Raw genomic sequence first — 14069 nt, forward strand, 5'->3', positions numbered from 1 at the left:
GAGAGTATTAATGCCATTTTTAACCCAAGTAGAACAGAGCTTATTGCAAGATGGATTGTCACTTGATCAGTTGCAGGGCTATTTAAATAGCATCCATCAGCATCAGGTCGATTTTTCTGATCTCTATTTTCAAGGCAGTCGTCACGAATCTTGGGTATTAGAAGATGGTATCGTCAAGGACGGTAGTTTCCATATCGAACGCGGCGTAGGTGTGCGGGCGATTTCAGGTGAAAAAACCGGTTTTGCTTACGCCGATGAAATTACCCCTAACGCCTTAAATGCGGCCGTTGAAGCGGCGCGCGGTATTTCGGCAGCGGGCAACAGTGGCCAAGTTAACGCTTGGAAACGACAGCAGGTGCACTCCTTGTATCAAAGCGCTGACCCAATCGCATCGATGGAAGAGGTCAAGAAAATTGCCTTACTCAAACAAGCCGATGCCTATGTACGCAGCTTAGACAGTCGCATTATCCAGGTGGTCATTAGCCTCTCTGGCGTCCATGAGGAGATCTTAGTTGCCGCCAGTGATGGCACGCTTGCAGCCGATATCCGCCCCTTGGTGCGCTTCAACTGTAGTGTGATTTTAGAGCAAGACGGTAAACGCGAACGCGGTGCCAGTGGCGGCGGTGGACGTCATGATTATCAGGTGTTATTTGATGCCGATGAGACCGGCTTACCTTACTGTTTTGCGTTTGCTCGCGAAGCGGTGCGCCAAGCCTCGGTGAACCTAACCGCCATCGATGCCCCTGCTGGTGAGATGCCGGTGGTGTTGGGTGCAGGCTGGCCAGGCGTATTACTGCATGAAGCGGTAGGCCACGGCCTAGAGGGTGACTTTAACCGCAAGGGCAGCAGTGCCTTTAGTGGTAAAGTGGGGCAGCAGGTGGCATCTAGCCTAGTGACTGTGGTGGATGATGGCACCATAGCTAATCGTCGTGGCTCACTGAGTATTGACGATGAAGGCGTGGCGACCCAAAAGACGGTATTGATCGAAAACGGTATCTTAAAGGGCTATATGCAAGACAAGCTCAATGCGCGCCTAATGGGCGAGCAATCGACGGGCAACGGTCGCCGCGAGTCTTATGCCCATCTGCCTATGCCGCGTATGACGAACACTTATATGGAAGCGGGTGAGTCCGATCCGAGCGATATCATTAAGTCGGTAAAAAAGGGCATCTATGCGCCTAACTTTGGCGGTGGTCAGGTGGATATCACATCGGGTAAATTTGTTTTCTCGGCTTCTGAAGCTTATCTCATTGAAAATGGTGAGATAACTCAGGCGATTAAAGGCGCAACCTTGATCGGTAATGGGCCAGAGGCCATGGGGCAAATCTCTATGGTCGGTAATGATTTGGCCCTTGATAAAGGGGTTGGCGTGTGTGGTAAAGATGGCCAAAGCGTGCCCGTCGGGGTGGGGCAGCCTAGCCTTAAACTCGACCGGTTAACGGTTGGGGGAACCGCGTAAGGTATGACCCAAGCGAGCTATTTGGGTCTGGCCATCAAGTAACACAAGCCGGTCAATCGGATAGATAAAGCGTAATACACTCTGTGCTTTGCTTCATACTGCGTCATACGTAGTATGACGCGATAGCACAGATACGGGTATTATCGACCGCGCTTTGTGCCCATCTCACTACTACTTATAAGAGATGGGTGTTAACATCTGCCAAGGATTAGAGTTGTAACTCTAGAGGGGCCAATGAAATATTTTACGACTATCTTGTTATCGCTGTGCGTGAGCAGTAGCGTTATGGCACAAGCCGAGCGCTCAGTGTCAGACGCTGCCGCTCGAGCTATACTTACTCAAACTACACCAACTCACACACCTCAGCCAATGGCGACCCAAGTTGACGGCACCACAGCGCTTAAATTCGCCGATGCGTGGCAGCAGCTATTAAATGTCAGCGACAAGCTACAAGCCAGTGTTCAAGAGGTGAATCGCGCCACCGCGCAGCAAAGCGCCACAGAATCACTGAACTTTCCCTCCCTCTCTGTTAACGGTAGCTATACCCGGTTAGAGCAACCTATTGAACTGGATTTGCGCGATCTTAATCCGCTGGCCAGCCTCGACCCCGGCAGTTTGCCGCCAGCCTTAGGCGGGGCGATCGGTGCCATTCCCGGCTCTTTGTTTGTGACCCCCTTTACCGAACAAGATATTTTTCGCGCTAGCCTACAGGCGATGTGGCCTATTTATACCGGTGGGCGCATCAGTGCGGCGCAAGCGATTCAAGCTGCTCATGTGATAGAAAAACAGCAGCAGCACCAACTGTCGACTCGCGATCTGTTTGTGCAGCTGGTGGAACGTTATTACGCCGTGTCGGTTAGCCACGCGTTAGCCAGTACTAAAGCGCAGTTGGTTGAGTCGCTCACCGAGCATGCTGATCATGCGATTAAGCTGGAGCAGCAAGGACAAATTGCTAAGGTTGAGCGCCTTAATGCCCAGGTGGCATTAGAAAATGCCAAGGTCGATCACGCCAGTGCTCGGCGTCAGTTAGAGATGACCCAAATTGCCTTGTCGCGCATGCTACATCAGGCCTCGGTCGATACCGCATCGCCCTTGTTTTTACTGCCAACGCCACCCTCTTTACCGCAATTAAGTCAACTGATGCTGACTCAGCATCCGGCGCTGAAGTTACTCGAAGCCAAAGAAGCACAGGCCCAAGGGCTTATCGATGTGGAAAAAGGCGGCTATCGGCCAACGGTGTTTTTGTACGGTAACTACACCCTGTATGAAGATGACAGCCTGTTTGCCAAGGTGGAACCCGACTGGATGGTGGGTGTCGGGGTGAAGGTGCCGCTATTAAGCCGTGATGGTCGCAGTGGCAAGGTGGAAGCCGCCAAGAGCGCACTATTACAGGCGCGCTATACCAAGGCACAGACGCAACAAGATTTGAGCTTGCTGCTCGACCAGAGCTATCGTCAACTGCAACAGGCTGAAGAGGAGGTGAAGTCTTTAGATCTGTCTTTGTCTTTAGCGCACGAAAATAAACGCTTACGTGATTTAGCCTTTAGCCAAGGATTATCTACCTCCATTGAAAAGGTCGATGCCGAGTTAAAGCTTAGCGCCGTAGCCACCCAGCAATTAGCGGCGCGTTATCGTTATGTGGTTGCCTATGCCAAGCTCATGGCGGTCAGTGGTCAGTTAGATGAATTTATCGGTCGCGCACGCGGCGCACAGGAGAAATAAACATGCGCACCAATCGAATTTTAGCCATTGTGGCGTTAGTGGTCTTGGTGGCTATTTTAGCTTACGGATTGATCTTGGCTTATACGCCAGTGCCAGAGCGCTTGCAGGGACAAATTGAGGCGCGTGAATACAATATCTCCTCTAAGGTTCCGGGCCGAGTGTCACAGGTGTTAGTGCGCCGGGGTGATAAGGTGGCTAGCGGCGATCTATTGTTTGCCATCGATAGTCCAGAACTCAACGCCAAGTTGATGCAGGCGCAAGGTGGACGCGATGCCGCTAAGGCTAAGCAGCAAGAAGCCGATAATGGTGCACGTAAGCAGCAAATTACCGCGGCTAAAGAGCAATGGCTTAAAGCCAAGGCCGCCGCAACGCTCGCTCAAACCACTTATCAACGTGTAGAAGCCCTGTTTGTCGAAGGCGTATTGGCTCGACAAAAACGTGACGAAGCCTTTACTCAGTGGCAGGCGGCAAAGTATACCGAACAAGCGGCTTATGCCATGTACCAGATGACCGATGAAGGGGCGCGTGAAGAGATCAAAGCGGCCGCCGAAGGCAACGCGCGGATGGCCCAAGGGGCGGTTAATGAGGTGAGTGCCATTTTAGCCGATAGCCAGATGCGTTCACCCAAGACGGGTGAAGTCAGCGAGGTCTTACTGCACAGTGGCGAGCTGGCCCCTAGCGGTTTTCCTGTGGTCAGCATTATCGACATGCAAGATGTGTGGGCGATTTTTCAGGTACGTGAAGATCAACTCAAAGATTATAAAGTCGGCCAACAGCTAGAGGTGCAGATCCCGGCGCTAGGGGCAAGTTATCCCTTTACTGTGGATCACATTAGTGTGCTGGGCCATTTTGCCACGTGGCGCTCGACCGAGAGTGGCCATGATTTTGATATGCGCACCTTCGAAATGGAGTTGCGACCCACTGAGCCGATTGCCGATTTGCGCGTCGGTATGACCACCCTGTTGGCGCGTTAAGTGTGATGTCGTTTAGGCAGCTTTTACAACGAGAGTTAAATGCGCTGTGGCATGAACCATGGCAGCTGGCGCTGATCAGCTATATCCCACTGATAGGGATTTTTAGTTTGTGGTGGCTATTTAACGCCGGCTTACCACGCGAACTGCCCGTGGCAATTGTCGACCAAGATAAAAGCCAGCTTAGCCGCATGTTGGTGAGGCAACTACAAGCCAATGCGGTTATTTCGCCAATTCATTATCAGGATGTGGGTAGCGCCAAAGCATCGATGGAAAAGGCGGAAACGTATGCGGTGGTCGTATTACCCTTTCAATTAAACCGCGACTTGCTAACGGGGCATCAACCCATTATCGATATACGTTATAACGCGCAATATTTATTGGTTGGTAAGTTGTTGTCGAGTCAGATCCAGTTGAGTTTGGCCGATGGATTAAAGCATAAAGCGTTGATTAAGCAGCTTGCATCTGGCGTACCTATGGCTCAGGCGAAAGTTAATATTAATCCAGTTCAAACACAAATCAGCGCCCTTTATAACGCCAATAGTAATTATATTGTTTTTTTACTTCCGCCAGTCTTGTTGGCGCTAGGGCAGCTCTTAGCCATGTTAGTGTTTGCTAACTCCCTTAATCGAGAGCTCAGACTCAATACCTTACAGGAGTGGTTTTCCCTAGGTACTCGGCGTGTACTATTTGCCAAGATATTGGTTTATACCCCCTTAATCGTGTTACAGGGCCGATTAATTTTAACTCTGCTTTATCAATACTTGGGGCTTCCACTAGCAGGCCAGTTTGGACAATTGTTACTGGCTCAGGTGGTGATGTTGTTAGCGGTATGGTTGTTGGTGCTAACGATATTTTTCTTACTACAAGACAGTGCAAGGGTTATCAGTTTTTGTACCGCATTGTTTGCCCCCGCCTTTCCTTTTATGGGGATCACGTTTCCGACTCAAGAAATGCCTTTACTTGCTCAGTGGTGGCGGTTGTTGATGCCATCGAGTCATTATATTGATACCCATGTCGGCGTGGTCAGTTATGGGCAGAGCTTTAGCGCGTTTACTCAACAAATTGTCAGTTATTGGGGCTTTTTATTCTTAATACCTATTATCGTATTTTTAGCTCGTAAGGTTAAACGTGATACGCAAGTTGTGTTAAGTAAAACACAGTGCAGCGAGGTTAATTAGCATGAGTTTTTGGTCTTTAATGATGGCAGATCTAAAATCAATACTGACAGATAAGGCCATTGCAGTAACGATATTTGGTGGCGTGTTGTTTTACTCTGTGCTCTATCCTTTGCCGTACCTAAATGAAGTGCCAACCAAGCAACAAATTGTCGTTATCGACGGTGATCATTCGAGTCTAAGTCGGCAAGTGATACGTCATATCAATGCCAGCCCTAAGCTCGATGTGGTAAGTGAGCTTGCCACCATAGAGCAGGGACAACATTGGATTGAGTCGGGTAAAGCGCATGGATTAATGGTTATTCCTGACGGATTTAGGCGTGACTTAATCCGTCAAGAGGGGGTGACTTTAGCTTATGCCGGTGATGCTAATTATTTTCTTATCTATTCCGCCGTTATCGAAGGCTTGATGTCTGTCGGTATTGATGCGGGCAAATATGTGCAATTTAATGGTCTGCTCGCTAGGGGAAACTCTGCCGAGCAGGTTAAACATGATTTAGAGCCGATTAAACTCAATAGTGTACCCGCCTTCAATCCTAGTTTAGGTTACACCCCTTATGTGGTTCCTGGGGTGCTATTGTTGGTGCTGCACCAGACTATGTTGATTGGCATAGGTATTTTAGGTGCCGGGCAATGGGGGCGAGAAGGATATTGGAATCGGGCTTCAGTGATGCAATTGATTTTGGCTAGATCCATGGTGTTTGCCTTGCTTTATAGTCTGTTTACCTGTTTTTATGTGGGATTTTGTAATTATTGGTATGGTGTCAGTGTTCAGGGCGACATGCTTCAAGTTATGTTGTTTTTGATCCCCTTTATTCTGTCTACCGCCATGGCAGGCGTCGCGTTTAGTTGTCTGTTTGTTCGGCGAGATCTCCCCACCCAAGTGTTACTACTCATCTCGATGCCGATCCTATTTTTGTCTGGGTTTATTTGGCCGCTGGAGCTGATCCCCGCACCGCTGATTGGGTTATCGCAATTGATCCCGGCGGTGCCGTCAATCCAAGGTTTATTGCAGCTTAATCAAATGGGTGCCAGTTGGACTGATATAGTGCATCTGTGGTGGCAACTGTGGGCGCTGGCGTTAGGGTATCTACTGCTCGCCTATGTTGGGGTGCGTTATCGACTCAATAGCGCTGTGGCTCACTGAGCTAAATCGTTTAGGCTGTGGTAAAAAATAATAAGCCCGCGAGTAAGCGGGCTTATCAGTCTAGAGATGATATGGCTATGATAACTCAAGATATATGGATAGCTTGAGCGATAAACGTCAGCAAAACCGCACCCTTATTCGGCGGTTTCAGCCTTGATATATTTCACTAGCTCAAGGGCTGACTTTGAGGCTTGCTCTGGTTGCTTTGCTAACTCTTTGTTTGCTTGCCTCACTAATTGGCGCAGCTTTTGTCGCTCTAGCGTCGGATGCTGCTCGATTAGGGCTTGAATGGCGTCATCGCCACCAGTTAACAGCTGATCTTTTAGCTTTTCGGCCACATTGATTTTTGAACTCTCATTGCGGTTTTGGTTAAGCACGTTTTTTAGATCGCTTTGCAGCACATTAATATCGATATTACGCATTATCTTGCCAATGTATTGCAGATGGCGACGATAGGCTTCGGTATTGATACGGATGGTTTTAGCCTTAAGCACGTTGTCGTATAGCAACTCATCTAGATCCAGCTTATCAATCTGGCTCTTACTGAGTGCAACTAACTGTTTGCCAAGCTCTTGGTAAATCGCGATTTCTCGCTTGGTTTCAGCTCTACTGACATATTCTTCGTCATGGTCAAAGGGCTGTTTAAAATGTTCTGAGTCACCAACAATATTCATAATCAAAAATCTCTAACAAAAACTCCCTTAATAATACCATTTCATTGGAATATCGCCTATTGGGGACGGCAGTTATTTAATGTGAAAGCCCAGCGGGTTTGTTATGCTACAGCCATTATTGACAACGAAAGAGTAGATTTGTGCCTTCTTCTAGCATTGAACTTGAACTGGATTCATTAAAAGACGCCGTTGCTATGGCATTAGAGTATGCCGCTACATTGGGTACCACAGGTGCCGAAGTCGCGATTAGTAAGCAGCAAGGCTTATCGGTATCGACTCGTCTAAAAGAAGTTGAAACTGTTGAGTTTAATAAAGATGGCGCCTTGGGCATCACCCTGTTTAGGGGCGGCTGCAAAGGCAGCTCATCTACGTCAGATTTAAGTCCAGAAGCGATTCGCCGCGCGGTTAAAGCCGCCGATGATATTGCTAAATTTACTTCAGAAGATCCTTTCAATGGCCTTGCCGATGCCGACTTAATGGCTAAACATATTGACGATCTTGAGTTGTACTATCCGCATGACACGCCCCCAGCAGAGCTTGAGTTACTCGCCGCGCGCGCCGAAGAAGCCGCATTAAGCGCTGACGCTCGCATAAAAAACTCCGACGGGGCCAGCGCCAATGCCCATACTGGCGCCAAAGTGTATGGCAATAGCCACGGTTTCTTAAATGGCTATGTCAGCTCGCGTTACAGCCTAAGCTGTGTAGTGATCGGCGAGCAAGATGGCCAGATGCAGCGTGATTATGATTACACCATAGCGCGCAAGTTCAGCGACCTGTGGACGCCAGAAACTGTCGGGCTAAAAGCGGCAGAAAAAACCGTTAGCCGACTGGGCGCACGTAAGATAGCGACCACCAAGTTACCGATTCTGTTTGCCCCCGATGTGGCAACTGGCTTGATGGGCCATCTCATCGGAGCCATCAGTGGCGGCAGCTTGTACCGTAAATCAAGCTTCTTGCAAGACGCCATCGACACACAAATTTTTCCCGATTGGTTTAACATTGCCGAGCAACCTCATCTAAAAGGGGCGCTGGCCAGTGCTTTTTATGACAGTGAAGGCGTGGCGACCATTGAGCGTAATATTATCAGTCAGGGGAATTTATCCACCTACCTGCTGACCAGCTATTCGGCGCGTAAACTCGGCTTAACCAATACCGGCCATGCGGGCGGTATCTATAACTGGACTCTAGGGCACACAGGGCAAACCTTCGATGAACTCATTAAGCAGATGGACACAGGCTTAATCGTGACCGAAGTGATGGGGCAAGGGGTGAATGGCGTGACGGGCGATTATTCTCGCGGCGCGGCCGGCTTCTATGTCGAAAACGGGGTGGTGCAATACCCAGTAGAAGAGGTCACTATCGCGGGTAACCTCAAAGATATGTACCGCAATATAGTGGCGGTGGCTAAAGATCGCGATATGCGATCGTCTATCCGCACCGGCGGTATCTTACTCGACGAAATGAAGGTAGCTGGTAACTAGTTTATCCGCAGCCCATTTCGCCCCAAGCGATTAATCAGCGAGTGCCAAGGCACTCGCTTTTTTTTGGCCTAAAGGGCCCTAACGCAGAATAAATCGACTGCCAACTTGAATATATGAAAATCCATATATATGCTTGTACGTATGTAATTTGTCTGTGTTGGAGCCGTGTATGGCCACTGGGATTTTTAAAGCGCTGTCCGATGAAACTCGATTACTCAGCCTGCTGCTGATTTACAGTCAGGGTGAGCTGTGTGTGTGCGAGTTAATCTGCGCATTGAATTTGAGCCAACCCAAAATATCGCGTCATCTTGCCCAGTTGCGTAAAGCCGAACTGTTGAGTTCTCGTCGCCAAGGTCAGTGGGTGTTTTACCGTATCAATCCGGCATTGCAGCCATGGGTGCATAATGTTATCGAGCAAACTTGGCAGGGTAACCCTAGCTTAGTGGCGGCGGCACAGGCCCGTCTAGATGCGATGGGGCAACGTCCTGAACGTATTAAGGCATGCTGTTAAATCAGCTGAGTCAGGCAAGTTAAGATTAAATACAGCAAGATAGGTGAACAGCATGGGACTCTTTGAGCGTTACTTAAGTGTGTGGGTTGGTTTAGCGATTGGATGTGGTGTGGTGTTGGGCCATTTTTTTCCGGCGCTGTTTGCCCTTATTGCTTCATTAGAATATGCCAGGGTCAACTTGCTGATCGCGCTGCTAATTTGGTTGATGATTTACCCCATGATGGTGCAAATTGATTTTACGGCAGTCAAAAATGTGGGTAAGAGCCCTAAGGGATTGGTGCTGACGCTGGTGATTAACTGGCTGATAAAACCCTTTAGCATGGCGCTACTTGGCTGGTTGTTTTTTAAGGTTTTCTTTGCCAGTTTAGTGGATGCGCAAACTGCTAGCGAGTATATCGCAGGCATGATTTTGCTCGGCGTTGCACCCTGTACGGCAATGGTGTTTGTGTGGAGCCAGTTGACCAAAGGCGATCCTAACTACACCTTGGTACAGGTATCGGTTAACGATCTTATTATGGTATTTGCCTTTGCCCCCATCTGCGCTTTTCTGCTTGGGGTGAGCGATATTCAGGTGCCTTGGCAAACCCTGTTAATCTCTGTGGGGTTATATGTTGTGCTGCCCTTAATCGCGGGAGTGATAACACGCCAGTGGTTAAATCGCCGCGGTGGCACAAAGCGAGTTGATGGCTTTATTGGTCGCATTAAACCTTGGTCGATATTGGGCCTCCTTGCCACCGTCATACTGTTATTTGGTTTGCAGGCCAAGACCATATTAGCTCAGCCACAGAACATTGCCCTGATTGCCATTCCGCTGCTTATCCAAACCTATGGCATCTTCTTTATTGCCTACGTTGCCGCGAAAAAACTGAATATCGCGCAAAATGTCGCAGGTCCTGCGTGCATGATCGCCACCTCTAACTTTTTTGAACTCGCCGTTGCGGTAGCTATTTCACTATTTGGCCTGCATTCGGGCGCGGCGTTAGCCACTGTGGTTGGCGTGCTGGTCGAAGTGCCGGTGATGTTGTCGTTAGTGGCATTTGTCAATCGAGATAAAGCAAAATACCAGCGGGCCATTGGCGCCGCATCTAAACATTAACCGAGCAGAATTGCCCTTTTCAGGAGAGTAACATGACAATTAAAGTCGGCATTAACGGTTTTGGCCGCATGGGGCGTTTGGCGCTTCGGGCCGCGTGGACGTGGGACGATATCGAATTTGTACAGATTAACGATCCCGCCGGTGATGCGCTTACCTTAGCCCACCTATTAACATTTGATTCTATCCATGGTCGCTGGTCTCATGAAGCGGCTGCTGAGGGGAGCGATATTGTCATTGGCGATAAACGGATAGCGACCAGTATGAATAGCACCATCGCCGCCACCGACTGGTCGGCATGTGATGTGGTGATTGAGGCCTCGGGCGTGATGAAAACCACAGCCTTATTACAAGCCTATTTAGATCAAGGTGTTAAACGTGTGGTGGTGACGGCGCCTGTCAAAGAAGCGGGCGTACTGAATATCGTCATGGGGGTTAACCATCAGCTGTATGACGCCGCCAAGCATCCTATCGTCACCGCTGCGTCATGCACGACCAATTGTTTAGCCCCAGTGGTTAAAGTGCTGCATGAGCAGATAGGCATAAAACATGGCTCGATGACCACCATTCATGACATTACCAATACGCAAACCATCTTAGATGCGCCCCATAAAGATTTGCGCCGTGCCCGTGCCTGCGGTGAATCACTTATTCCGACCACCACAGGTTCCGCCACCGCGATCACCCATATTTTTCCTGAGCTTAAGGGGAAACTAAACGGCCATGCGGTCAGGGTGCCATTGGCTAACGCCTCCATCACAGATTGCGTGTTTGAGATGCTGCGCCCTGTCACCGTCGCCGAGGTGAACGACCTATTTAAACAGGCGGCTGCAGCTGAGCTTAACGGTATTTTAGGCTATGAAACGCGCCCGCTGGTGTCGGTGGATTACAAGACAGATCCGCGCTCGGCTATCGTCGATGCCTTGTCGACTATGGTGATCAACAATACCCAGCTTAAACTGTATGTTTGGTACGACAATGAGTGGGGCTATGCCAATCGCACCGCCGAGCTGGTCAGAATGGTCGGGCGCGTAGACAAAGCGTAATAGTAAGGATATTAGATGTTCGCCACAGTTCGCGCATTGCCGTTTGAAATACGCCAATACCTTATTGTCACGGGAAACTATTGGGCATTTACGCTCACCGATGGCGCGCTGCGCATGCTGGTGGTGCTACACTTTTATCAGTTAGGCTACTCGCCGCTGTCGATTGCCATGCTATTTGTTTTTTATGAGATTTTTGGTGTGGTGACTAACTTAGTGGGTGGCTATCTTGGTGCACGCCTTGGGCTTAATCGCACCATGAATATGGGATTAGGGCTGCAAGTTGCGGCGCTGGCAATGTTACTGGTGCCCAGTGTTTGGCTCACCGTCCCTTGGGTTATGGCAAGCCAGGCTTGTTCTGGGATCGCTAAAGATCTCAACAAGATGAGCGCCAAGAGCAGCGTAAAAATGCTGGTGGCTAAGGGCGATGAGGGCAGGTTATACCGCTATATTGCCCTGCTAACGGGCTCTAAAAATGCCCTCAAGGGCTTAGGGTTTTTCTTAGGTGGCGCGTTACTGTCACTGCTTGGGTTTAGTGGTGCCATAGGGTTAATGGCAGCGCTGCTGGGCATTGTGTGGCTGCTCAGTATCGTTAACCTTAAGCAAGACTTAGGCAAGGCAAAAAATAAGCCCAAATTTAGTGAGCTGTTTTCTAAAAGCCGCTCGATAAACATCTTATCTGCCGCGCGCCTGTGTCTGTTTGCCGCCCGAGATGTGTGGTTTGTGGTGGCGCTGCCGGTCTATTTAGCCAGCCAGTTTGGTTGGGGACATGCGGCGGTTGGCGGCTTTCTGGCGCTGTGGGTGATAGGCTATGGCGCGGTGCAGAGCATCGCTCCCAAGCTCACAGGCCAAACTAGCACAGGCCATGGCAGCATTGGCTTGAGTGTCGCCAAGGTGCCTGATGGCGGGGCCGCACTTAAGTGGGCGAGCTTGCTGACATTGATCCCAGCGAGTATCGCGCTGCTGATGACGCTGTGTGCTGCGCCTTATGCGCAAGCGACGTTACTGATAGGTTTGTTGATTTTTGGCGCCGTTTTTGCGGTAAACTCCGCCTTACACAGCTACCTTATCGTCAGTTACGCCAGTGACGATGGCGTGTCGCTCGATGTCGGTTTTTACTATATGGCCAATGCCCTTGGCCGCTTGCTAGGCACCTTGCTGTCGGGCTGGGTGTATCAGGCATTTGGCTTGATGGTTTGCCTGTGGATCTCGACGCTATTACTGGGATTAACGACGCTAATCAGTGTATGGCTACCAAGGCGATAACCTTGAAATGAAGGTGTGGCATTTTTTGGATTAGCTTTAGTAGCGTTCGGCTGAATTTTTTTGGAAAGTGTGTTTGAAATCTTATCTTCAAAGTAGTTAATTGCTTGCAGCAGGCTAATGTGTAAACACTTCTGCGGCACGGTGAGTGAAGCGTAGCTTCGAGCCCACGAACGAGAGACAGGGATTGCCGAACTGGATTTTAGATAGGGATATCGTTGTGCGCCATCCATGACCGCTTAGCGAAAATGTCCCTGTTTTCGATACCCTCAGCCTTATCTACACTGAGCCATTCAATTTCTTCGATTTGGTTTTGCCCCAAAGTTTGTTGGCCTTTAAATGAAGGTTTAGCATTTTTTTGAGTAGCGGCTGGCTGCATTTTATTTATTGATGTGCTTTGAAGACGCACCTTAATGGCAATCTATCACCTGCGGTGAGCTTATGTGCAAACACTTCTGCGACACGCCGCAAGCACAATCCCTGTGGGCTCTACGCCAGCATCCCTGCTGGCAAAGGCCGCAGCCGCGTTTACACTTGGTATCGAAAGTTTCTTCGATTTAGCTTCACTTGGTGTGAGCCGCTAGTTCAAAGCTAACAAACGTTCGCTACGTTCGATGCGCGCTAGAAAACAGAGCAAAAAACTTGTTTTTTATGCTCGATAAACTGCCTGAAAATTTATAATTAGTTGAATTGTTGTGATTTAATAATTTGTTGTAGAGACCTCCACATAAACTCGTTCAGTTTTGTGGGCGATTCATACTTTTTTCTAAAAGTGATGTTGACTTATCGATTTATTTCAATGCATTAGAGTGTCATAGTTGCTGTAAGTTAAATTTTAGGCAGCAGTTTATTGAGCTGCTATTCAATAAGCTGTTCTTGACCTGAGGTAGACGATTTTTAGCAAAAAAGAAGTGATATTTAAGTCTAGCTGAAGGAATAGATAGAGCCAAACGCGATGGAAGAAACGCCTCATTTATGATAGCTTGAAGACACTTGCTAAGGCTCGTAAAGCGAAGCTTTCAAAGAGACCAGCAATTTACTTCAAGTAAAGAAGCGAAGCTTCCCTCACGCCGCAGGGGGGCATCAATTAAGCCCCAAGGGCATGGAATATGAGCTCACGGATTGAGTAGCGATAACCTCCTCTCTCCGAAAGTAAAGAACAAGCCGTTACACGAGACCTTCGGCTCGTGAACTAGATCGTTAAATTTTTCCCAAAACGGAGATAAAGATGTCAAGCAATGAAAATCAAAACCAAGATGAACAGAAAGTGGATGGTATTCCTGTATTTCTACCTGACCACTTAAAAGCTGTATCTTTTTCAAACAACATCAATGCACACTTTGCTGCAGAAGAGTTTGCAATTGACTTTTTAAACATGAACTCAACGGGTGGTGCTTTTGTAGCTCGAGTTGCACTAACGCCTTCACACATGAAACGTTTTGCCAAAGTTCTAGAGGATCAAGTCAAAAGATATGAAGAAATGTTCGGTGAAATTCCTGAGAACATAGAGCCCAAGAAATAGGAGGC

Annotated in this window: 12 protein-coding genes; 11 read left to right on the forward strand and 1 reads right to left on the reverse strand. The window is 48.8% G+C overall.

Annotation, left to right across the window (positions count from 1 at the left end):
* Positions 1 to 10: 10 nt before the first annotated feature.
* The 5 genes from tldD to DVO77_RS02615 all read left to right on the forward strand — a co-directional run bounded on the left by tldD (position 11) and on the right by DVO77_RS02615 (position 6477).
* Complete coding sequence (tldD, locus tag DVO77_RS02595; protein ID WP_110455713.1) at positions 11 to 1459, forward strand: metalloprotease TldD; 1449 nt, start codon at positions 11 to 13, stop codon at positions 1457 to 1459.
* Positions 1460 to 1828: 369 nt separating this feature from the next.
* Positions 1829 to 3181 (forward strand): TolC family protein, encoded by a 1353-nt coding sequence (locus DVO77_RS02600; protein ID WP_119977371.1) that lies wholly within the window; start codon positions 1829 to 1831, stop codon positions 3179 to 3181.
* A gap of 2 nt (positions 3182 to 3183) precedes the next feature.
* Positions 3184 to 4155: an HlyD family secretion protein gene (locus DVO77_RS02605; protein WP_119977161.1), complete on the forward strand. Its 972-nt coding sequence runs from the start codon at positions 3184 to 3186 to the stop codon at positions 4153 to 4155.
* A 5-nt stretch (positions 4156 to 4160) separates the two neighbouring features.
* Positions 4161 to 5333 carry an ABC transporter permease gene (locus tag DVO77_RS02610; protein ID WP_119977372.1) on the forward strand — a complete coding sequence of 391 codons (1173 nt, stop codon included), beginning with the start codon at positions 4161 to 4163 and terminating at the stop codon, positions 5331 to 5333.
* A 1-nt stretch (position 5334) separates the two neighbouring features.
* Positions 5335 to 6477 carry an ABC transporter permease gene (locus tag DVO77_RS02615; protein WP_119977162.1) on the forward strand — a complete coding sequence of 381 codons (1143 nt, stop codon included), beginning with the start codon at positions 5335 to 5337 and terminating at the stop codon, positions 6475 to 6477.
* Between the two features lie 134 nt (positions 6478 to 6611).
* Here the strand turns inward: DVO77_RS02615 and yjgA are convergent, their stop codons facing one another.
* Entirely contained in the window at positions 6612 to 7151 is a 540-nt protein-coding gene (yjgA, locus tag DVO77_RS02620; RefSeq protein WP_110455716.1) for a ribosome biogenesis factor YjgA, read from the reverse strand.
* A 140-nt stretch (positions 7152 to 7291) separates the two neighbouring features.
* On the opposite strand from yjgA, the gene pmbA reads away from it, so the two are divergent.
* The 6 genes from pmbA to DVO77_RS02650 all read left to right on the forward strand — a co-directional run bounded on the left by pmbA (position 7292) and on the right by DVO77_RS02650 (position 14064).
* Positions 7292 to 8632: a metalloprotease PmbA gene (gene pmbA / locus DVO77_RS02625; RefSeq protein WP_119977163.1), complete on the forward strand. Its 1341-nt coding sequence runs from the start codon at positions 7292 to 7294 to the stop codon at positions 8630 to 8632.
* A 169-nt stretch (positions 8633 to 8801) separates the two neighbouring features.
* Positions 8802 to 9143, forward strand: coding sequence for a metalloregulator ArsR/SmtB family transcription factor (locus DVO77_RS02630; protein WP_119977164.1), 342 nt, complete (start codon positions 8802 to 8804; stop codon positions 9141 to 9143).
* Between the two features lie 52 nt (positions 9144 to 9195).
* Positions 9196 to 10239, forward strand: coding sequence for an ACR3 family arsenite efflux transporter (gene arsB, locus DVO77_RS02635; protein ID WP_119977165.1), 1044 nt, complete (start codon positions 9196 to 9198; stop codon positions 10237 to 10239).
* Positions 10240 to 10271: 32 nt separating this feature from the next.
* Positions 10272 to 11282 (forward strand): ArsJ-associated glyceraldehyde-3-phosphate dehydrogenase, encoded by a 1011-nt coding sequence (locus DVO77_RS02640; protein WP_119977166.1) that lies wholly within the window; start codon positions 10272 to 10274, stop codon positions 11280 to 11282.
* A 15-nt stretch (positions 11283 to 11297) separates the two neighbouring features.
* The gene (arsJ, locus tag DVO77_RS02645; RefSeq protein ID WP_119977167.1) at positions 11298 to 12545 is read left to right on the forward strand and encodes an organoarsenical effux MFS transporter ArsJ; all 1248 of its coding nucleotides are present in this window, start codon (positions 11298 to 11300) and stop codon (positions 12543 to 12545) included.
* Between the two features lie 1225 nt (positions 12546 to 13770).
* A complete protein-coding gene (locus DVO77_RS02650) occupies positions 13771 to 14064 on the forward strand; it encodes a DUF3467 domain-containing protein (protein ID WP_119977168.1) in 294 nt (97 codons plus the stop codon).
* The last annotated feature ends 5 nt before the right edge of the window (positions 14065 to 14069 follow it).

The sequence above is a fragment of the Shewanella algidipiscicola genome (assembly GCF_003605125.1).
Classification (GTDB): Bacteria; Pseudomonadota; Gammaproteobacteria; order Enterobacterales; family Shewanellaceae; genus Shewanella; species Shewanella algidipiscicola.

Bases quoted from the DNA above. Each gene is read 5' to 3' on its own strand.
- DVO77_RS02650 (WP_119977168.1), top strand. From the start codon at position 13,771: ATGTCAAGCAATGAAAATCAAAACCAAGATGAACAGAAAGTGGATGGT.
- yjgA (WP_110455716.1), bottom strand. From the start codon at position 7,151: ATGAATATTGTTGGTGACTCAGAACATTTTAAACAGCCCTTTGACCAT.
- DVO77_RS02600 (WP_119977371.1), top strand. From the start codon at position 1,829: ATGGCGACCCAAGTTGACGGCACCACAGCGCTTAAATTCGCCGATGCG.
- DVO77_RS02630 (WP_119977164.1), top strand. From the start codon at position 8,802: ATGGCCACTGGGATTTTTAAAGCGCTGTCCGATGAAACTCGATTACTC.
- DVO77_RS02610 (WP_119977372.1), top strand. From the start codon at position 4,161: ATGTCGTTTAGGCAGCTTTTACAACGAGAGTTAAATGCGCTGTGGCAT.
- arsB (WP_119977165.1), top strand. From the start codon at position 9,196: ATGGGACTCTTTGAGCGTTACTTAAGTGTGTGGGTTGGTTTAGCGATT.
- DVO77_RS02605 (WP_119977161.1), top strand. From the start codon at position 3,184: ATGCGCACCAATCGAATTTTAGCCATTGTGGCGTTAGTGGTCTTGGTG.
- DVO77_RS02640 (WP_119977166.1), top strand. From the start codon at position 10,272: ATGACAATTAAAGTCGGCATTAACGGTTTTGGCCGCATGGGGCGTTTG.
- tldD (WP_110455713.1), top strand. From the start codon at position 11: ATGCCATTTTTAACCCAAGTAGAACAGAGCTTATTGCAAGATGGATTG.
- arsJ (WP_119977167.1), top strand. From the start codon at position 11,298: ATGTTCGCCACAGTTCGCGCATTGCCGTTTGAAATACGCCAATACCTT.
- DVO77_RS02615 (WP_119977162.1), top strand. From the start codon at position 5,335: ATGAGTTTTTGGTCTTTAATGATGGCAGATCTAAAATCAATACTGACA.